An 18153-nucleotide genomic window follows, 5' to 3' on the forward strand; every position below is an offset into this window, starting at 1 on the left:
GACGTTGCCTCTGCCGCCGGATCTTGACGATGACCATAGATCAAGGACATGCACCGGTCATGGGCAGTAATATTACAGAGATGTTGAGGCTTCGTGCGCAAATCGTCTCTGAGGCGCTTTCTCGCACTGTTTTCAGTGAAAAATCGGACATTCCGGCGCTTCTGAGGTTGCAGGAGGCGATGGCGCATGGCGCGCTAGGTGGCGGAAAAAGGTTAAGGCCTTTCCTTGTACTTGAAACAGCTGGTCTTTTCGGCGTCGTAGAGTCGCAGGCGCTGCCTGCCGCAACGGCGATTGAGATGATCCATTGCTATTCGCTGATCCACGATGATCTCCCGGCGATGGACGATGCCGACACCCGCCGGGGCCAGCCGAGCGTGCACAAGGCCTATGACGAGGCGATTGCGATCCTTGCAGGCGACGGCCTCCTGACGGATGCGTTCACGGTTTTAACTGCCCCCGGCAACTATTCTGCGGATGTCGCGGCGGCGCTGGTGCATGAGCTGTCGCGTGGGGCGGGCTCTGCCGGCATGGTCGGCGGGCAGATGATGGATCTTTATCCTGGGACACTCACCGAAGACGAAATAGCGGGTATCCAGAAAAGGAAGACCGGCGCATTGATCGAGGCCGCCGCCGTGATGGGCGGGATCATTGGCCGCGCCAGTGAGGATGAGCTGTCTCGCCTGCGCGCCTATGCGGCAAGTGTCGGCGAGGCGTTTCAGGTTGTCGATGATATCCTTGATGTGACGCAAAGCGCCGAAGCGCTCGGCAAACCGGCGGGTGCCGATGATGAGGCGGGCAAGGCAACTTACGTTTCCCTTCTCGGGCTTGACGGCGCTCGGGATCGCGTGGGCCTACTGACGAAAAAGGCCGAAGAGGCACTGGCGCCCTTCGGGGAGCGGGCGGTGGTCTTGCGTGACCTTGCCCATATGCTGGCGGACAGATCGCATTGAGGAATAAATTGTTCCGGCGTGGAGCAATGAGTCTACAGGCGCGTTGAGCGGTCATGAAGAGACAGAACTGCCCGAATTGCGGCAATGAACTTCATTTCAGGAACACGACATGCGTCGTCTGCCGCCGACAGGTGGGCTATGCGCCGCTGCTCGGCACAATGCTCGCCTATGACCCGGATCAGGAGAAGTGGCGTAAAGGGGACGGTAAAACCCAGCCCTATCGTCCGTGCAGTAACCAACAGCATCTTGCGTGCAATTGGCTGGTGCCGGTCTCTGACCCTGAGCCCCTATGTGTCGCCTGTCGGCACAATGACACGATCCCAGATTTGAGCGACGTGATCCATCTGGAAAGCTGGCGGGCGCTGGAACTTGCCAAACGCCAGCTTTTCTATTCGATTTTGCGTTGGGGACTGCGGGCACCGACGGCGGCGGAGGCCGAAGAGGGCGCGCTGATTTTTGATTTTCTCGCTGATCAGATCGCACCGGACGGTACAGTGACGCCTGTTCTGACCGGGCATGACAATGGCCGGATCACGATCAATGTTGCTGAAGGCGATGATGCCGAACGCGAGCGCCGCCGCGCGCAGCTAGGGGAACGCTACCGTACGGCGGTGGGGCATCTACGTCATGAAGTCGGGCATTATTACTGGGACCGGCTGATCCGTGATGGCGGGCGGGTCGAGGCTTTCCGTGCGCTGTTCGGGGATGAACAGGTTGATTACGCTGAAGCGCTTGATCGTCATTACAAGGAAGGCCCACCCGCTGACTGGCGCCAGCGGTTTATCTCTGAATATGCCTCATCCCATCCATGGGAGGACTGGGCGGAGAGCTTCGCGCATTACATCCATATGGTCGACGGGCTGGAGACGGCGCAGTCCTATGGCTTTCAGGTCGAGGGCGCGTCGCTCGATTTCGATCCCTATCACTCAGGTGAGATCGGTGTGCTGATTGCGGACTGGGTGCAGGTGACGGTCGCGGTCAATGCGGTCAACCGCTCGATGGGTCAGCCTGACCTCTATCCCTTCGTGCTTTCAACCCCGGTCGAGGAGAAGCTCGCCTTTATTCATGAAACGATCCGGCAGGCCTGCGGCTCTTAAAGCTGGGTTGAGGGCGCATCAAACGTGCCGCCATCCATCGCGATCAGGGGATCGATCTCACCGATCGCATCCTCATTCTTGCCGTGATAGGGCAGGCGTTTGAGCAGGGTGCGGATGAGGTTGAGGCGTCCGCGGCGCTTGTCATTCATGCGCACCACAGTCCAAGGCGCCACCGCCGTATGGGTCGTGCGCAGCATCAGATCGCGCGCCTTTGAATAATCATCCCAGCGGGTGAGGGCGGCGATATCCATGCCGGAGAGCTTCCATGTCCGGCGCGGATCATGGCGGCGCGAATGGAACCGCTCCATCTGGGTCTCGCGCCCGATGGCCAGCCAGAATTTAAAAAGATGGATGCCGTCGCGCGCGAGTGCAGCTTCGAAGCCAGGGACTTCGCGGAGGAATTGCTTGTGCTGGTCGGGCGTACAGAACCCCATGACCGGCTCGACACCGGCGCGATTATACCAGGAGCGGTCGAATAGAACCATTTCACCGCCCGCGGGCAGTTCTTTCACATAGCGCTGGAAATACCATTCGGTCCGTTCACGGTCGGTCGGCTTGGGCAGGGCGACGATGCGTGCATTCCGGGGGTTGAGAAACTCCCGCGTGGTCTTGATCGAGCCGCCTTTGCCTGCCGCATCCCGTCCCTCGAACAGGGAAAGGACGCGCGCGCCGGTTGCCTGTTGCCAGGACTGGACTTTGACGAGTTCGATCTGGAGGGCTTCGAGCGCGCGATAATAGACCTTTTTCGGCAGGCGCTCATCATACGGATAACCACCCGAGGTCACCCGGGCCTTGTCGATCCATTTGGGCAGTTCCGGATTGTCGATATCGAAAATGCGGAACTTGCCGCCAAGATCAAGCTGGACGGCGCGGCTCTCTTCTTCGCCGGGAACGTCTTCCCCCTTGGCCATTACTCACCTGCCGTTACGCCAACCTCATCTGCCGATATCGGATCGATGCGGAGAATGACGACCGGTTTGACCGGCACGTCCTTCTCGAAAAAGATTTCCCCCTCGGCAGGGCCGGTCTCCACCATGCCGATGGCATCTGCAATTTCCATACCGGCGACGACCTTGCCGAAAACGGCATAGCCTGCATCTTTCTTATAGACCTCGCCGGTCCGGTCGAGGAACGGATTGTCCTTGAGATTGATGAAGAACTGCGAGGTCGCGCTGTCAGGATCGGCATAGCGCGCCATGGCGAGCGTGCCGTGCTCATTCTTGATCCCGTTGGTCGCCTCATTGACGATGGGATCGAGCGTTGTCGGCCGCCGATAGAGCGATCTTGTATACCCGCCGCCCTGGATCAGCGTGCCGGCCACCACGCGATGAAAGACCAGCCGGTCATAATAGCCGCTGGTTGCATATTCGATGAAATTAGCCGTCGTGACGGGCGCTTCTTCCGTATAAAGTTCAACATCGATGTCGCCCATCGAGGTCTTGATGCGGGCATGGCTCGAGGTCGGCTCTTCAACCGCACTGCCGGTGAGCAGCATCAGGCTGGCAAAGAGGGCGGTCAGGAAGGTCATGCGATAATGTCCGGCAACAGAATATCGTGAATGCGCGTGATCTCGTCTTTCAGGATCAGCTTTTTCTTTTTCAGCCGCTGGATGGTCAGCCGGTCATAGGGCATGCGCTCTTCAAGGCTTTCGATGGCGACATCGAGATCCCGGTGCTCTTGTTCGAGCTGTGTGAGGCGAATGCGCAAAGCCTCGTCATTCGCACCCTCAGGAGGTTCGGGCTCATCCGAGCGGGCCGCAGCGTCCCCATCTATCGCGACAAGGCGCGGTCCTTCAGCGTCTTCTTTGTCGGTCATGCCGTCTCCTCCGATAGCGCTAGCTGGAGGACCTCTTCGAAGAGTTCCCCTGCCGCCGCGAATCCGTGGCTATCGGCCAGAAGCACCGGTTTTTCAAGGCTCGGACCAATATTCGCAAAATGAGTCCGGGCAGCGCTCATGATGTCATCGAGGTCCATTGTTTCTCGCTCGCCAGCACCCGTCGCGGTGAGTTCGGCAAGGCGGGTCTGGACCATTCTTTCGCCTTTGATCTCAGCATCGAGAAGCTCATCGCGCAGCTCGCCAAGGTCTCTCTCCGAAAATCCTTTTTTGGGGGAGCTGAGATAGCGCCGGACTTCGCGCAGGCGCTCGATACCATAGCGCGTGAACTGATCGACGGCGCGGGTCAGCTCCTCGATCTTCTCCTCATCGAGCTTCCATCCGGCCTGTGCCGCCCAGATCGCCCAGAGGATGAGATTGACGTTGAGGTGATGGCGGTCCTGCAGTTTGAGGAGTGCATCTTTCATCCCCGGCCGGGCGTAGACCTCAATCGACCATTCCCAGAAATCTTCAGCGGCGCGCTCAGGCGTCATCGGCGACCGGTCCCATATCTTCGCCCCAGCGTTTGGTCTCGGACGGCTCAAAGCCGAGCAGCTCAAGGCACCTGGCGGCGGACTGCCGGACAATGTCCTCGACCGTCTGCGGTTCTGCATAAAGTGCGGGTAAGGGCGGGGCGATGATCGCCCCCATTTCGGCAAGCTGGGTCATAGTCCGCAGATGCCCCAGATGGAACGGCGTCTCGCGCACCATCAGGACCAGCGGTCGGCGTTCTTTCAGGCACACATCGGCGGCGCGGGTTAGCAATGTAGAGGTCACGCCGGTCGCAATTTCTGACATGGTACGAACCGAACAGGGCGCGATAACCATGCCGTCCGTACGGAAAGAGCCACTCGCAATTGGGGCGCCGACATCGTTGATGCCGTATGTTGCGTGTGCGGGACCGTATTGGAACCCTTCGCCCATTTCATAGGCGGCAGTCAGCCGACCGGCACGGCTGACGACGAGATGCGTCTCAGCGCCAAGTCCTGCCAGCTGTTCGAGCAAAGAGCGCGCATAAGCCGCACCAGATGCGCCCGAAATACCGATGATAATTCGTTTCTTACGTTCGGTCATAAAATCAGTGAATTACCCTAAAATACAAAAAGTTAAAGCGAAGAAAGCCCGCCATCCAGCACTGTAAAAACACCTGCGTCTTAACCATTTTTCTCGTGACTCCGGTAACCGAAGGATGTTCCACTCGGGGTCTGACAGCAACCTTGAAAGGAGTGTCTCCCCATGAACATCGATGCACGTCTCACCAGTCTCGACGAACGTCATCGGAGTCTTGAGACTCTTATTGAAGAGGAAATGCGAAGACCCATGCAGGACGAACTCAGGCTGCATGACCTCAAGCGCCAGAAGCTGGCGATCAAGGATGAGATGTTCTCTCTGGAGACCATGCGTAAGCCGAACTGAGGACAGTTTGCATCTTGCCAACCGAGCCCCGGGGGACGACACCGGGGCTTTTTTCATGCCCAATTTCCGGGCGATGGAGCGATAAATGGGCGGCAGATCAGTCATCGTGACAGGCGCAGTGGACGGCATCGGCCGTGCGGCGGCCCTGCGATTCGCAAAATCAAAAGACAAGCTCATCCTTGCTGATACTGATAGCGAACGCGGCATAGCCTTGCGTGATGAGATCAATAGTGCAGGGGGCACAGCGACCTTCATTGAAGCGGAGCTTCACCAGAAACTCGACGTCCATAATATCGTTGCCGAGGCGCTCGACTGTTACGGCGAAATCAACGTGCTTGCTCATTGTGCGACCTTTTTCCATGCAGCCCCACTGCTGGATACGACGGAGACGGATTATGACACCGTCTTTGACCGCAATGTGAGAGCGGCCTTCCTCCTCAATCGGGCCGTGGCGCGTGAGATCATCCGTCAGGCGGGCGACACAGACGATGGTGGGGCGAATGCTGCTAAATCCGGCGCGATCGTCAATATCGTCTCAAGTGAGGCCGTCACCGCCACTGCCGATCACGCGATCTTCGTCGCAACGCAAGGCGCCATCGTGCAGCTGACTAAAGCCGTCGCGCTGACGCTCTCGCCCTATGCAGCGCGGGCCAATACGGTCGGTATCGCAGCCATCAAGTCAGAAATTGACGATGTCGAGCTGCAGAGCCGCGAGGACCGCAAGCACGCGATTGCAGAAACGCCGCTGGCCCGGCGCGGTGAGCCCGAAGAGGCGGCCAACGCCGTCCATTTCCTTGCATCAGAAGAAGCGTCTTTCATCACCGGCCAGACTGTCTTCGTTGATGGCGGCCGGTTGGCTCAGCACCGTAAGACCCGGCCCATGGACGGGTGAGCATTGAACCTGCGGCTTGCCGCAAGCGTTCAGATAAGGGACAAGCAATTACGGAATTGCGGTTAACGCGCCCCAAGGGAGAGCCATCGATGACAACCATTATCCCGAGCCTGCGCAAGCATCTCAAATCACTCGCAAAACCAGCTTTGGGACTTGGCGCTCTCGCCGCCGTCCTCGCCGGTTGTACTTATAATGAAGAGCTGGGGCGGAGCCAGCTTCTGCTCGGGGATCCGTCCTCCATGGTCTCCCAGGCGAATCAGGCTTGGGCCCAGATCAAGCAGCAGGAGCGGATCAGCACCGATCCGCGCTACACCTCACGTCTAGATCGCGTGTCGGTCCGCCTGATCCGGGCGATGGGCGATGATCCGGCCCGCTGGGAATACCGGGTGTTTGATTCGGACGACCTCAACGCCTTCGCGCTGCCGGGGAACAAGATCGGCGTCTATACCGGCATCATGGATTTGATGGAGAATGACGCCCAGCTCGCCGCTGTCGTCGGACACGAAATCCAGCACGTTCGCTACAATCACTCGCAAGAGCGTTATGCGCAGCAGACCCTCGGCCAGATTGGTGCGGTCGGCGTTGGTGTCGCTGTCGGCTCGCAATGTGAAACCGATGCCTGCCGCCAGCGTGCGCTGCAGGGCGCGACGCTTGGGGCGCTCGGCTTCTTCCTCCTGCCGAACTCCCGCGAGCATGAGCTTGAGGCCGATATTGGTGGGCTCCGCCTGATGGTGCAGGCGGGCTATAATCCATGTGAGGCGATTGATTTCTGGCGCAATATGGAGCGGGCAAGTGCCAATTCCAGCCGGCCGCCGGAATTCCTCTCGACCCACCCGGCACCGGGCAACCGGATCGCCCAGCTGCGCGCCGAAGCCTCGCGTCTCGGCTATCAGTGCAGCTAAGTCCGGCGGGGCAATATCGCCTCGCCAAAGCTTCTTGAATTCTCGGGCGGCGGGGCGTATGGCCTGCCGCTCGCGATCCGGCCCTGCCGGTGACCCGACGTGCCGCCTTAGCTCAGTAGGTTAGAGCGCTTGATTGTGGATCAAGAGGTCCCCCGTTCGAACCGGGGAGGCGGTACCATTTTCCTTCATTTATGAAATTTCGGGACGGTGCTTGGCCTTCGGTGTCAGGCTGCCTAAAAGTGGTATGTAAATTGCCATTTTAAGGCGGGCTGACTCGGAGACGCACCATCCGACTGACGGCGTATACGAATTACGCGCTGCGCACGCTGGTCTATTGCGCCCTGCATCCGGACGAGACGGTCCGGGTGGAGGATGTCGCGCGGGCCTACAGCATTTCCAGAGCGCATCTCCTGAAAGCAGCACGTCAGCTGGGCCAGCATGGGTTTCTTGAGAATATCAGGGGGCGGACAGGCGGCATCCGGCTCGGCATGACCCCGGAAGATATCCGGGTTGGCGATGTCGTGCGGATCACCGAGGGCGATCTTGAGCTGGTCGAGTGCTTTAACAGTGAGACTAATAGTTGCCCGCTGATCGGGGTCTGCCGGTTGAGCGCGCTGTTCCGGCGCGGGCTCGACGCCTTCCTTGTCGAACTAGACAAGGTGACCCTTGCGGATCTCACCGGCAATGCGCCGGTGCTGCTCGACCGGCTGGAAAGCTTTGCAGCTCAGACAGACGGCTGATCGTCAGAGGACGTTGAACGGGATTTTGAGGTACTGCACGCCATTGTCTTCGGCGGGCGGCAGTTCGCCCGCGCGCATATTGACCTGCACGGAAGGGAGGATCAGCCGCGGCATGCCGAGCGTCGCGTCGCGCTCCTCACGCATCGCGACGAACTCATCCTCGCTGATGGAATCGTTCGCGTGGATATTATTGGCGCGTTCCTCCGCCACGGTGGTCTCCCAGGCATATTCGTCCCGGCCCGGCGCCTTGTAATCATGGCACATGAAGAGCCGCGTCTCAGGCGGTAGGGAGAGGACTTTTCGGATCGAGCGGTAAAGCGTGCGGGCATCGCCGCCCGGAAAATCCGTCCGTGCCGTGCCGAAATCCGGCATGAAGAGCGTGTCGCCGACAAAGGCGGCATCCCCGATCACATAGGTCAGGCATGCGGGCGTATGTCCCGGCGTGTGTAGCACGCTGGCTTCGAGCGTACCGATCTTGAAAATCTCCTCATCCGTGAACAGATGATCGAACTGGCTACCGTCGCGCTGGAACTCCGTTCCTGCGTTGAATATCTTGCCGAAGACATCCTGCACCGTGCGGATTTCTTCACCGATGCCGATACGCCCGCCGAGCTTTTCTTTTAAATTGGGGGCCGCGGATAAATGATCCGCATGGACATGGGTTTCGAGAATCCATTCAACCGTCAGCTCATTCTCTTTGACGAATTCGATGATCCGGTCGGCGGATGACGTGCTCGTCCGGCCAGATGCCGGATCATAATCGAGGACCGAGTCGACAATCGCGCAGGCGCGCGTCGCCGGATCGCGGACCACATAGGACACCGTGAAGGTGTCTTCATCGAAAAAGGCGGTGATGTCCGGATGATTGGCGGTCATGTCGTTTTCCCGATGCAGTGTTCTCTGGCAAAATGCCAAAGCATAAGCGCGTGCGCAAATATCAGTTTTTGACGGTTCTGCGGTCAGCGATGACGGTGGGTTCTTCCTGAAAACTCACATCTGTGTCGTCGAAAACCTGCGAGATTGCTGCGGGGAGGGCGGCTTGAGTTGGAGGCTCGACGGACAAGGAGATCGAGAAGCAATCACAGAGTGTGCGTATCATCCGGGCGGTGTTCGTATCTGCGAGGCGGTAATAGACGACCTTCGACTCCCGGCGAGTTGCCAGCAGGCCACCATTGCGCAGCTTGCCCAGCTCCCGGCTAAGATTGGGTTGGCGGATGCCGAGATCTGTTTCCATGGCGCCTACGGAGCTTTCGCCAGAGAGCAAATGACAGCAGATCATCAATCGGTAGGGATGGGACAACAGCTTGAAGACGCCCGCCGCGTGGGTCAGCTCCGGCACTGGCCGGGATGTTTCCTGCGTCTGTTCATGCATGGCAGGTCCTCCTCGTCACGCGCCATGGGCAAGCCCGGCTATCGGGCCTGTATATCAATAGATACGTATAAACGCAAACAAGGAAAAACAAGGTTGCGGCTGAGGAAAATCGGAGGTGTGGCTGCGACTTTTTGGTCAGGCGAGGGGGATCGATTAGCTGCCGAGCCGGATGACCTGACGTTCTAGCGGCGCCCAGTCGAATTCTAGCGGGTCATGCATCGCGATCAGGAGCGCGCGGTCACCCTTCGCGGCCCAATTAGTGAGCCGCGCCGCGAGTTGAAGGGCGAGCCCTTCTTCCAGTCCGGCAAAGGGCTCATCGAGCACCAGCAGGGACGGGTCCGCAGCGATGGCGCGCGCGAGGCCGAGCCGCCGCAGCTCCCCGCCGGAAAGCCCCGCCATCTCCTCCGTCAGCCAATCGTCGAGTTTCATATCCCGGGTGCGGAAAGTTTCACTGAGGCCTGCAAATTCGATGGCCTGCATGATCGCTTCATCCGAAATATCGGGATCGGCCAGTTGGAATTGCGCGCGCAGAGAGCCGGGCAGGAAGGCGACAAATTGCGGGCTTAAGGACAGATGCGCTAGGACACTCGCTGTCCGGCACTCGGTCCAGCTTACCCCGTTATAGTGCAGCTCCCCGTCCGCGACGGGCTGAAGGCGCATCAGGGTTTCGAGCAAAGTGGTCTTCCCGCTGCCAGACGGGCCGGACAGAAAGGTAACGCTCCCCTTACGTAGCGTGAAACTGAAAGGCCCGATCTCGGCTGCGTCCTTAGCGGGGCTGATCACCATGTCCGTCGCTGTGACGGGGAAGATATCCGGCAAGGGCGCGGCTTCCGCTATCGGCGGGGAGGGGACCGCCTCTTGCCCCTCGATGATAGTGAGGAGCCGTGCTGCTGACGCCCCCGCGCGCGGGGCCGCTTCGAGCACTTTGGTCATGGCGCCTATGGCATCAAAGGCCGAGAGTATGGTGAGCGCGCCGCCGGCGGCCATGGCTAATCGTCCGGGCTCTGACAGGCCGGTCAGGAGGATCAGGAAGGCCAACACACCGCCAGCAACGGTATTGATGGCGCCGAACTGACGGAACGGGGCTTCGATCCGGCTGAGGGCGGATTGATGGGCGGTGAGCGCATCGGCGGCCTCATCGGCAAGGTGCGGCAGGGCGCCGATGACATCAAGCTCAACGGCGTTTTCGACCATATTGGCGATGCGGCCGCGTTCGGTTTCGGTGGTGCTGGCAAGCTTTTCTGCCTCTGTCCGTGCCCGCCTGACCGCGCGGCGGGGTAGCACCCAGCCGGTGAAGAGCATCACAAAGACTGTCACTGCGCCCAGCGCCGGATGGGCGGCCATGGCAAATCCGATGGCGATGAAGGCTGCAGCCAGCGTTCCTGCCAGCGGGCTCAAGACCCGCAGGAAACCGCCCTCGACCGTTTCGACATCGTCGATCAGCGCGGTGAGGGCGGCAGCGGGCAGCGGGGTGAACCCCCTTGTACTTCGCGCGCTCGCGGCAAACAGGCGGGGGCGCAGGCTGGCCGAGAGTTTGAGGGTGGCATCATGGCCAACCAGTTGCTCCGCATAGCGCGCAATGACCCGGGTTAAGGCAAATCCTCTGACCCCTGCACTGGGGTAGAGATGGTTGAAGACGTGGCCCGCCCCGGCGGTGCCCGCCAGCGCGGAGGCGGTGAGGAACCAGCCCGAAAGCCCCAAGAGGCCGATCCCGGCAGCCCCCGCTATGGCGGAGAGAAGGAGGGCCAGCAGGAAGCGCTTCCTGCCTGGCGCACCGAGGCGGTAGAAAAGATCGATCACGCGGCCTCCCGCGCCGTCATATGGCGGGTCAGATCGATGTGAATATCCGCCGCTTCGATGACGGCTTTTCGGTGGCTGGCAAGCAGGATTGTCCGGTTTGTTTTCAGCGAAGTCAGGAGGCGGAGGAAGTCGCGCTCCGCTGCTTCGTCAAGATGCGCGGTCGGTTCATCGAGAAGAAGAAGTGGTGCATCGCGTAGGAGGGCGCGCGCCAGTGCCAGTCGTTGCCGCTGGCCACCCGAAAGCCCAGCCCCGAACCGTGCAAGCGTGCGGGAAAGCCCATCTCCCTGCAAATCGATGAAGCTGGATAGTCCAGCCTGTTCCGCAACACGGGTCAGCTCTTCTTCGCTGGCATCTGGACGGGCAAGCCGCAGATTATCCGCGATCGTCCCTTCCGTGATCCATGGTGCCTGCCGGAGAAAGGCTGTGCTCTCAGCGAGGCTGTCCGGCGGGGCGAATGACTGGCCATCGACCTGAATTCGCCCCGCGCGAACCTCGCCCTGACCCAGAAGCGCGAGCAGGCAGGATGTCTTGCCTGACCCGGACGGACCGGACAGGACCGTGATGCTGCCGGGTCGCGCCTCGAATTCAAGTCCGGTGAGGATCGTCCGTCCTCCGACGGCCAGATCAGCCTGCTCGAACCCTATCGTCATAGATGCCGTTTTTGCCGGCCATTTTCGGGCGGCAGGCTGGTCCTTATCCGCAAGCCAGCCGCCGAGTTGGGCGGCAGCAGCGACACCATCCGCGCGGTCATGATGCAGCGAGGACAGCCTCCGGATTGGCGCGAAGAATTCCGGCGCCAGGACCAGCACCATCATGCCTTCGGCCAGGGTCAATGTCTCGCCCGTACCGAATGGGAAGACGCCGAGCAGCTTGAAGCCGACATAAACCGCGACCAGCGCAATCGAGATGGAGGCGAAGAAATCGAGCACGGCGGAGGACAGAAATGCCCGCCGCAGGATCGCCAATGTGCGTAAACGGAGCGCCTCGGCGGCGTCGCTGATGTAAGCGGTCTCTCGCGTGACCGCCCGGAAGGAGCGGATCAGCCCGGTCTGTGCGGCGCGGGCCTGAAAGGCTCCCGACAGCACATCAAGCGTGTCCTGCTGCGCGCGCGCAATGCTCGCCGTGCCGCTGGCGGTCAGCCAGATAAAGAGCGGCAGGACGAGTACCGACAAAAAGAGTAGGGCGGCGGCCAGCCAGCTCTGTGTCGCGGCAGCAATCAGAATGAGGATCGGGATCAGGATGGCAAGCCGCATCCCCGGCTGCCATCTTGCCGCATGACCGGCCAGCATCTGTGTGCGGTCGAAAATCTGCGCCACGCGCGCGCCGGGGCTGTCGCCGGCAAGAACCGTTGCGCCCGCTTCACCGATCCGGCCCAGTATCTCGCGCCGGGCCGCCTCGACGATCTGGCGGCCCGCCCGGTCGGCCATTCTTTCGCTCCGCCACAACAGGATCGCGCGTATAAGGATGGCTGCGATCCCAGCCGTGACGGGTGTTGCGGCATTCTGTCCTGCGGCCATCAGGCCAGTGGCAATTCCGACTGCCCACGCCATGACGATCCAGCAAAGGGCGCCGCCCAGCGAATAGAGAAGACCCATCGACACGGCCCCGCGGGCCGCCGCCGACCAGCGTTTCAGGGCCGCTTTTGCGGCAATTTGATCCATGTCATCCGGCTTTGTCATTTGGGCTTGTCATAGGTTGAGGCGCGCGACTATTAAAGTGGTATTGAAAATAATACTTATATGGCGAGCGACGGGACAGAGCTGCGATTCGTTCAGGATTTTGCACCGAATCCGCCATACTCCGCCCTCAAAGGAGACATCTGATGCCTGACTTACTCGTTGCCGATCTCTCCCGGTGGCAGTTTGCCTTAACGGCCATGTATCACTTCCTCTTTGTACCGCTGACTTTGGGTCTATCCATGATTCTCGTGGTCATGGAGGGCGCCTATGTCATGACGGGCAAGGAGGTGTGGCGCCGCACCACGAAATTCTGGATGAATCTGTTCGGGATCAATTTCGTGCTGGGGGTGGCGACCGGGATCACAATGGAATTCCAGTTTGGCACGAACTGGTCCTATTATTCCCATTATGTAGGTGACGTATTCGGTGCGCCGCTGGCGATCGAGGGGCTGATGGCCTTCTTCCTCGAAGCGACCTTGGTTGGCCTCATGTTCTTCGGCTGGGACAAACTGTCCCGCCCGGCCCATTGGATGGTCACCTTCTTTGTGGCGCTGGGATCGAACCTTTCGGCGCTGTGGATCCTGATTGCCAATGGCTGGATGCAGAACCCGGTCGGCTCGGAATTCAATCCGGACACGATGCGCATGGAGGTCACCAATTTCATGGAGGTGCTCTTCAATCCCGTCGCGCAGGCAAAATTCGTGCACACGGTCAGTGCCGGCTATGTCACGGCGGCGGTTTTCGTGCTCGGCGTGTCGGCTTGGTATGTGCTGAAGAACCGCCATCTGGGCCTCGCCAAACGGTCGATGGCGGTGGCCGCGTCCTTCGGTCTCCTCTCGTCCCTGTCGGTCGTCGTGCTGGGCGATGAGAGCGGCTATACGCTCACCGATAACCAGAAAATGAAGCTCGCCGCACTTGAGGCGATGTGGCACACGGAAGAAGCCCCTGCACCGCTGACGCTCATCGGTATTCCAGACAGGGAAGCCCGCGAAACGCATCTGGAAGTGCAAGTGCCTTGGGTGCTTGGCCTGATCGCGACACGCTCGCTGGATGGTGAGGTCGAAGGCATCCTGCCACTGGTGGCGATTGCCGAGGACCGGATCGAAAACGGGGTGAAGGCCTATGACGCCGTCGCTCGCCTGAATGCAGACCCGGACGATGCGGAGGCCCGCACCATATTCGAGGCGACGAAACGCGATCTCGGTTATGGCATGCTGCTCCTGCGATATACGGATACCCCGTCCACGGCGGATGAGGAGACCATCGCCAAGGCGGCGTGGGACACGGTGCCGCATGTCGCGATGTCGTTTTATTCCTTCCGCCTGATGGCCGGGCTCGGCTTCCTCTTTATCGGGGTCTTTGCGCTGGCCTTCTATTTCATCAGCCTGCGCCGGAACGTGCCGAAACTGTTCCTGCGGCTCGCGGTCCTGATCATCCCGCTGCCGTGGATTGCGGCGGAGCTGGGCTGGATCCTTGCCGAAACCGGGCGTCAGCCATGGATCATCGATGGCGTGTTGCCGACATTCCTCGGCGTCTCATCCCTAAGTGCCAGTCAGGTGATCACGACCATGGTCGGATTCACCCTGATCTACGGTACGCTCGCCGTGGTCGAGGTCAGCCTGATGATCAAGGCGATTAGCGCCGGGCCGGGGGCACGGCTGTTCCCGGCAGGCGGCGGAGGGAGTGACACGGACGAATTGTCACCCGCTGCTGCCGCTGCACCCAGCATCAAATTTGACGTCTAGGAGGCTGTCATGACGGAAATACCGCTCGATTATGCCACGCTGAAAATCCTCTGGTGGGGATTGGTCGGTGCCCTGTTGATCGGCTTTGCCGTGACCGATGGTTATGACCTTGGCGCGGCCTCGCTTCTGCCTTTCGTGGCAAAGACGGACAAGGAACGCCGGCTGGTCATCAACTCCGTGGGCCCTACATGGGAAGGCCATCAGGTCTGGCTGATCACTGGCGGCGGCGCGCTATTTGCCGCCTGGCCGTTTGTCTATGCAGTCAGTTTCTCTGGCTTTTATCTTGCCATGTTCGTGGTGCTCGCGGCGCTCATCCTGCGGCCTGTCGGGTTCAAATACCGCTCGAAACGGCAAAGCGCCGCTTGGCGGTCGGGCTGGGACTGGGCGCTGTTTGTCGGCGGGTTCGTCCCGGCGCTGATCTTTGGTGTGGCGCTTGGCAATGTGCTGCAGGGCGTGCCCTTCAATCTCGATAGCACGCTGCGCGCCAGCTATGATGGTGGGCTGTTTGGCCTCCTCAATCCTTTCGCGCTGCTCTGCGGGCTCGCCTCGGTGGCGATGCTGGTCATGCATGGTGCGGCTTATCTGGTTGCCAAGCTCGAACGTGGTCCTGTTCTTGATCGTGCGGCGGGTTTCGGGACGTGGGCCGGGATCGGTGTCCTGATCTTCTATGCCGCCGCCGGCGTCTGGCTGATGGTCTCCGGGATGGGCTACCGCATCGTCTCGGAGATTGATCCGCAGGCGGTGGCCAACCCGTTGCGCAAGGAAGTCGTCGTCGAGACCGGCGCGTGGCTGGCCAATTACGGCAAATATCCCTGGATGATCCTCGCCCCAGTGCTCGGTTTTGCGGGGACGGTGCTCGCCATTCTGGGCCTTCGCAAAAAGGCCGGCTGGACGATTGTGGCTTCGGGGCTCGCGGCAGCCGGGATCATCGCCTCGATCGGGGCATCGATGTTTCCCTTCATCCTGCCAAGCACCGTCAATCCTAATGCCAGCCTGACGGTCTGGGACAGTGCCTCAAGCCAGACGACCCTCTTCATCATGCTGATCGTCACGGTGATCTTCCTGCCCATCATCCTGATTTACACATCATGGGTCTTCAAGGTGCTGTGGGGCCGTCTGGGAACGGAAGAAGCCAATTCAGCTGGCGCATATTAGAGAGAAGGAACAAGATAATGTGGTATTTCTCCTGGATCCTCGGCCTTGGCCTTGCGCTCACATTCGGCATTCTCAATGCCATGTGGAACGAGGTGGCGATGACCGAAGCGGGTGAGGAAGATCTCGAGATCGACTGACCCTCACTGCTCACGCTGATAAAGAAAAGCCCGGCAGTGATGTGCCGGGCTTTTTCATGCGTACGGGGAAGAAGAGATCAGAAGGAGCGCCGGAGACCGGCATAGATATTGGTATTGTCCTCAAACTGACCAAAAAACGCCTGCGGCTCACCATAGAAGACATTGACCCCGCCATCGACGAGCCAGTTATCGTCGAGCTTGTAGCTCGCCCGGGCGCGCAGATAGCCATCTTCCTGATTGGGGCTGTAGAAAATGAACAGGCTGAGCGTCAGGTTCTGGTTATAGGCAAGTTTTGTCAGCCGCGTGGTGATGACATGCCGGATCTCGTCGGGCTCTTCAGCGCCCATGGGCAGGGCGGCGGCCAGCGCATCATGGTCGAGTGTCTGCTCAGTATAATATTGCAGCCCGATGGTCAGGTTGGTCATCGCCTCGCGTTCATAACCGACGAGAAAGCGGGCCTGACTGTTCGGCAGGAAGGGATTGTCCCCATCAGGATCATCCTTGCTGTCATAATAGCCGACTTCCGCATTACCGATCCCGCCAAGGAAGGGTCCGCGAATGCTGGCGCCATAGACAGCAAGCTCGGGGAAGATGAACCGGCCCTGAGTGTTGAACCCGGCGGGGCTCTTCCAGTAGCCGTCATATGTGTAAGCGGCGAGTTCGAACGTACCGGCATTGCGGGAGAAGCGGATGGCGATCTCGTCATCATCGAACCAGCCATCGGGCCGGACAGGATCGATCACCATGTCCTCACCCGCAATCATGCCGGTCAAGGGATTGAGATAGGAAATCCGTGTGCCGTCAATATAGCGGTCGGCATCGAAACGCGGCGTATAGACCAGATCAACATTGACGATGTCAGAAAAGAACGATGCCCGGATCGCATCGGATGGCGCTTTGAGATATTCATCATCGCGACCGATGAAGAAGGAATTATAATCCTTCGGGAACATGTCATTGATGAAGACAAGATCGCCCGTTCCCCAGGTTGCGATCTGGCGACCGATCTTGAGGTCAAGGAAATCGCTCGGGCGCAGGACCATATTGGCTTCGCGCAGATCGATGAAACCACGGCCTTTCTCCAGGTCGATGGCATAATCATTGGCAACCGGATCAAATAGGAAATCCGCTGTCAGGTTAAAGAGCGCCGGTCCGGCACTTAGCTCGGTCTGAAGCTGGGTGCGGATCTCGCCAATCGAGGCGCCGTCCTGCGTCTCGTCTTCCTGCAGGCGGATGCCGCCGCGGGCTTCGACGAAGCCTGTGAAGTGTTCCATGAACCAGTTTGGCGCCGATTTCTCGGCGTCCGGCGTATCGGTAGAGGAAGGAGCGCTTCCCAACCCCGAGGGGAGGCTGGGAAGCGCCTTATCCTGTACCGGCTTGTCCTTTTCGTCCGTCTTTCCCAGACCCGTCGGCAATGAGGGGAGGCCGGACGGAGAAGAGGCGGATTTTTCCTGCTCCTGTTTTTGCTCCTTATCCGAATCGCCACTCAGGCCTTTCGGCAGAGGCGGCAGATCCTGGACAAGGGCCGTCGACAGAAGAAGGGAGAGAAGGCTGACCGGAACGGACATGCTTGAACCTCAGTTTTGGCTGTCAGCGCATGTAACGGCGCGGCGGGGTGCGCAGATAGCGCTCCGAGAACACATCGTCGGGCAGGCCGACATCATATTCGACGGTCTCATAGGTGAGGGTCGTCGACCCGCCCATATTAGTGTCAGTCATTTCAGATTTCGTAACCGTCGGATGGCCTTCGATGACATCGACCGCCTGCGCCGTATAGGTACGGTAGATATTGCCCTGTGCGTCGAAATATTCCGTCTTCACCGGGATGAAGCTTTCCTTGTGGATATAGTTGCGGAATTTGGAAAACTCGACGGCGCCGGTATTTTTCGGCGTTGAATCTATGATGTAATAATCGTCCGTGACCTCCACGAGTTCGTGGGTATCCTCGGCGGGGCCACGGCCCGAGACATCTTCATAGAAGAAATGCGAGCCAACAAAGCTGGTTCGCTCATCGCTGGCGGCGATGCGTTTGACGAGGTCGAGCGCCGGCAGATAAAGCCAGCGGTCGTCATCGGCTTCCATGTGCTTCCACACCATAAAGGCCGTGCCCTTCACATCGGCGGGCAGGTCGAAGAGGACGTAGAATTTCTGGTCGCCATTATCGACATCGCCGACATCGGTGCGGAGGATCGTGAATTCGCGGGAGCGGGTGCGTCCCTGCTCATCCTTGATCTCCATATGGACTTTGGCCTTGCCGTCCTGACCCTGATAATAGGCGGTGGCGGATGCTTTGTTGACAATGTCCTGAACCGCCGGCGCGTCTTGCGCGAAAGCAGGCGTGCCGAGGGCGAAGACGATGGCTGTGCTGGCGATAAGGTTTCTGAGGTTTTTCATTT

General features: G+C 59.8%; 20 protein-coding genes and 1 tRNA gene. 10 read left to right on the top strand and 11 right to left on the bottom strand.

Annotated elements, in window-relative coordinates; all coding sequences use genetic code 11:
• The first annotated feature begins 29 nt into the window (after positions 1-29).
• Together DX908_RS00440 and DX908_RS00445 are read left to right on the top strand one after the other, a co-directional pair.
• Positions 30-950 carry a polyprenyl synthetase family protein gene (locus DX908_RS00440; RefSeq protein ID WP_233508607.1) on the top strand — a complete coding sequence of 307 codons (921 nt, stop codon included), beginning with the start codon at positions 30-32 and terminating at the stop codon, positions 948-950.
• Between the two features lie 53 nt (positions 951-1003).
• A complete protein-coding gene (locus tag DX908_RS00445) occupies positions 1004-2047 on the top strand; it encodes a zinc-binding metallopeptidase family protein (protein ID WP_116390512.1) in 1044 nt (347 codons plus the stop codon).
• Here DX908_RS00445 and ppk2 read toward each other — a convergent pair.
• Genes ppk2 through DX908_RS00470 form a run of 5 tightly spaced genes read right to left on the bottom strand, consistent with a single transcriptional unit; the run spans position 2044 to position 4993 of the window.
• Positions 2044-2958 (bottom strand): polyphosphate kinase 2, encoded by a 915-nt coding sequence (gene ppk2 / locus DX908_RS00450; protein ID WP_116390513.1) that lies wholly within the window; start codon positions 2956-2958, stop codon positions 2044-2046. The two genes, DX908_RS00445 and ppk2, sit on opposite strands and share 4 nt — an antisense overlap.
• Positions 2958-3575 (bottom strand): peptidylprolyl isomerase, encoded by a 618-nt coding sequence (locus DX908_RS00455; protein ID WP_116390514.1) that lies wholly within the window; start codon positions 3573-3575, stop codon positions 2958-2960. Before DX908_RS00455 ends, ppk2 begins: the two co-directional genes overlap by 1 nt.
• On the bottom strand, positions 3572-3862 hold the full coding sequence (locus DX908_RS16880) for a YdcH family protein (RefSeq protein ID WP_116390515.1): 291 nt from the start codon (positions 3860-3862) through the stop codon (positions 3572-3574). Before DX908_RS16880 ends, DX908_RS00455 begins: the two co-directional genes overlap by 4 nt.
• Entirely contained in the window at positions 3859-4413 is a 555-nt protein-coding gene (locus tag DX908_RS00465; protein ID WP_116390516.1) for a TIGR02444 family protein, read from the bottom strand. Before DX908_RS00465 ends, DX908_RS16880 begins: the two co-directional genes overlap by 4 nt.
• Positions 4403-4993 carry a UbiX family flavin prenyltransferase gene (locus tag DX908_RS00470; RefSeq protein WP_116390517.1) on the bottom strand — a complete coding sequence of 197 codons (591 nt, stop codon included), beginning with the start codon at positions 4991-4993 and terminating at the stop codon, positions 4403-4405. The genes DX908_RS00465 and DX908_RS00470 overlap by 11 nt, the downstream gene beginning before the upstream one ends.
• A gap of 162 nt (positions 4994-5155) precedes the next feature.
• Here DX908_RS00470 and DX908_RS00475 point away from each other — a divergent pair, with 162 nt between their 5' ends.
• From DX908_RS00475 to DX908_RS00495, 5 genes are all read left to right on the top strand, one after another.
• Positions 5156-5335 carry a YdcH family protein gene (locus tag DX908_RS00475; protein ID WP_116390518.1) on the top strand — a complete coding sequence of 60 codons (180 nt, stop codon included), beginning with the start codon at positions 5156-5158 and terminating at the stop codon, positions 5333-5335.
• Positions 5336-5420: 85 nt separating this feature from the next.
• On the top strand, positions 5421-6227 hold the full coding sequence (locus DX908_RS00480) for an SDR family NAD(P)-dependent oxidoreductase (RefSeq protein ID WP_116390519.1): 807 nt from the start codon (positions 5421-5423) through the stop codon (positions 6225-6227).
• Positions 6228-6316: 89 nt separating this feature from the next.
• Positions 6317-7129, top strand: coding sequence for a M48 family metallopeptidase (locus DX908_RS00485; RefSeq protein WP_116390520.1), 813 nt, complete (start codon positions 6317-6319; stop codon positions 7127-7129).
• A 101-nt stretch (positions 7130-7230) separates the two neighbouring features.
• Positions 7231-7307: transfer RNA gene (locus DX908_RS00490), tRNA-His, on the top strand.
• A gap of 109 nt (positions 7308-7416) precedes the next feature.
• Positions 7417-7869, top strand: a complete 453-nt coding sequence (locus DX908_RS00495; protein ID WP_116390521.1) for an RrF2 family transcriptional regulator — start codon at positions 7417-7419, stop codon at positions 7867-7869.
• Between the two features lie 3 nt (positions 7870-7872).
• On the opposite strand, the gene DX908_RS00500 is transcribed toward DX908_RS00495, so the two are convergent.
• The 4 genes from DX908_RS00500 to cydD all read right to left on the bottom strand — a co-directional run bounded on the left by DX908_RS00500 (position 7873) and on the right by cydD (position 12720).
• Positions 7873-8745 (bottom strand): MBL fold metallo-hydrolase, encoded by an 873-nt coding sequence (locus tag DX908_RS00500; RefSeq protein WP_116390522.1) that lies wholly within the window; start codon positions 8743-8745, stop codon positions 7873-7875.
• Positions 8746-8806: 61 nt separating this feature from the next.
• Entirely contained in the window at positions 8807-9241 is a 435-nt protein-coding gene (locus tag DX908_RS00505; protein ID WP_116390523.1) for an ArsR/SmtB family transcription factor, read from the bottom strand.
• A gap of 153 nt (positions 9242-9394) precedes the next feature.
• On the bottom strand, positions 9395-11041 hold the full coding sequence (locus tag DX908_RS00510) for an amino acid ABC transporter ATP-binding/permease protein (RefSeq protein WP_116390524.1): 1647 nt from the start codon (positions 11039-11041) through the stop codon (positions 9395-9397).
• Entirely contained in the window at positions 11038-12720 is a 1683-nt protein-coding gene (gene cydD, locus DX908_RS00515; RefSeq protein WP_116390525.1) for a thiol reductant ABC exporter subunit CydD, read from the bottom strand. Before cydD ends, DX908_RS00510 begins: the two co-directional genes overlap by 4 nt.
• A gap of 143 nt (positions 12721-12863) precedes the next feature.
• Between cydD and DX908_RS00520 the strand changes: the two genes are divergently transcribed.
• Genes DX908_RS00520 through cydX form a run of 3 tightly spaced genes read left to right on the top strand, consistent with a single transcriptional unit; the run spans position 12864 to position 15757 of the window.
• On the top strand, positions 12864-14465 hold the full coding sequence (locus tag DX908_RS00520) for a cytochrome ubiquinol oxidase subunit I (RefSeq protein WP_116390526.1): 1602 nt from the start codon (positions 12864-12866) through the stop codon (positions 14463-14465).
• Between the two features lie 9 nt (positions 14466-14474).
• Positions 14475-15620 (top strand): cytochrome d ubiquinol oxidase subunit II, encoded by a 1146-nt coding sequence (gene cydB, locus DX908_RS00525; protein WP_116390527.1) that lies wholly within the window; start codon positions 14475-14477, stop codon positions 15618-15620.
• Positions 15621-15637: 17 nt separating this feature from the next.
• A complete protein-coding gene (gene cydX, locus DX908_RS00530) occupies positions 15638-15757 on the top strand; it encodes a cytochrome bd-I oxidase subunit CydX (RefSeq protein ID WP_116390528.1) in 120 nt (39 codons plus the stop codon).
• Between the two features lie 77 nt (positions 15758-15834).
• Here cydX and DX908_RS00535 read toward each other — a convergent pair whose 3' ends face one another.
• A complete protein-coding gene (locus DX908_RS00535; protein ID WP_116390529.1) occupies positions 15835-17325 on the bottom strand; it encodes a hypothetical protein in 1491 nt (496 codons plus the stop codon).
• 22 nt (positions 17326-17347) lie between these two features.
• Positions 17348-18151, bottom strand: a complete 804-nt coding sequence (locus tag DX908_RS00540; protein WP_116390530.1) for an outer membrane lipoprotein-sorting protein — start codon at positions 18149-18151, stop codon at positions 17348-17350.
• Positions 18152-18153: the final 2 nt, after the last annotated feature.

This window comes from Parvularcula marina (assembly GCF_003399445.1).
Taxonomy (GTDB): Bacteria; Pseudomonadota; Alphaproteobacteria; order Caulobacterales; family Parvularculaceae; genus Parvularcula; species Parvularcula marina.

Bases quoted from the DNA above. Each gene is read 5' to 3' on its own strand.
- DX908_RS00440 (WP_233508607.1), top strand. From the start codon at position 30: ATGACCATAGATCAAGGACATGCACCGGTCATGGGCAGTAATATTACA.
- DX908_RS00485 (WP_116390520.1), top strand. From the start codon at position 6,317: ATGACAACCATTATCCCGAGCCTGCGCAAGCATCTCAAATCACTCGCA.
- DX908_RS00465 (WP_116390516.1), bottom strand. From the start codon at position 4,413: ATGACGCCTGAGCGCGCCGCTGAAGATTTCTGGGAATGGTCGATTGAG.
- DX908_RS00500 (WP_116390522.1), bottom strand. From the start codon at position 8,745: ATGACCGCCAATCATCCGGACATCACCGCCTTTTTCGATGAAGACACC.
- DX908_RS00470 (WP_116390517.1), bottom strand. From the start codon at position 4,993: ATGACCGAACGTAAGAAACGAATTATCATCGGTATTTCGGGCGCATCT.
- DX908_RS00455 (WP_116390514.1), bottom strand. From the start codon at position 3,575: ATGACCTTCCTGACCGCCCTCTTTGCCAGCCTGATGCTGCTCACCGGC.
- cydX (WP_116390528.1), top strand. From the start codon at position 15,638: ATGTGGTATTTCTCCTGGATCCTCGGCCTTGGCCTTGCGCTCACATTC.
- DX908_RS00475 (WP_116390518.1), top strand. From the start codon at position 5,156: ATGAACATCGATGCACGTCTCACCAGTCTCGACGAACGTCATCGGAGT.
- DX908_RS00535 (WP_116390529.1), bottom strand. From the start codon at position 17,325: ATGTCCGTTCCGGTCAGCCTTCTCTCCCTTCTTCTGTCGACGGCCCTT.
- cydD (WP_116390525.1), bottom strand. From the start codon at position 12,720: ATGACAAAGCCGGATGACATGGATCAAATTGCCGCAAAAGCGGCCCTG.
- DX908_RS00445 (WP_116390512.1), top strand. From the start codon at position 1,004: ATGAAGAGACAGAACTGCCCGAATTGCGGCAATGAACTTCATTTCAGG.
- ppk2 (WP_116390513.1), bottom strand. From the start codon at position 2,958: ATGGCCAAGGGGGAAGACGTTCCCGGCGAAGAAGAGAGCCGCGCCGTC.
- cydB (WP_116390527.1), top strand. From the start codon at position 14,475: ATGACGGAAATACCGCTCGATTATGCCACGCTGAAAATCCTCTGGTGG.
- DX908_RS00520 (WP_116390526.1), top strand. From the start codon at position 12,864: ATGCCTGACTTACTCGTTGCCGATCTCTCCCGGTGGCAGTTTGCCTTA.
- DX908_RS16880 (WP_116390515.1), bottom strand. From the start codon at position 3,862: ATGACCGACAAAGAAGACGCTGAAGGACCGCGCCTTGTCGCGATAGAT.
- DX908_RS00540 (WP_116390530.1), bottom strand. From the start codon at position 18,151: ATGAAAAACCTCAGAAACCTTATCGCCAGCACAGCCATCGTCTTCGCC.
- DX908_RS00505 (WP_116390523.1), bottom strand. From the start codon at position 9,241: ATGCATGAACAGACGCAGGAAACATCCCGGCCAGTGCCGGAGCTGACC.
- DX908_RS00480 (WP_116390519.1), top strand. From the start codon at position 5,421: ATGGGCGGCAGATCAGTCATCGTGACAGGCGCAGTGGACGGCATCGGC.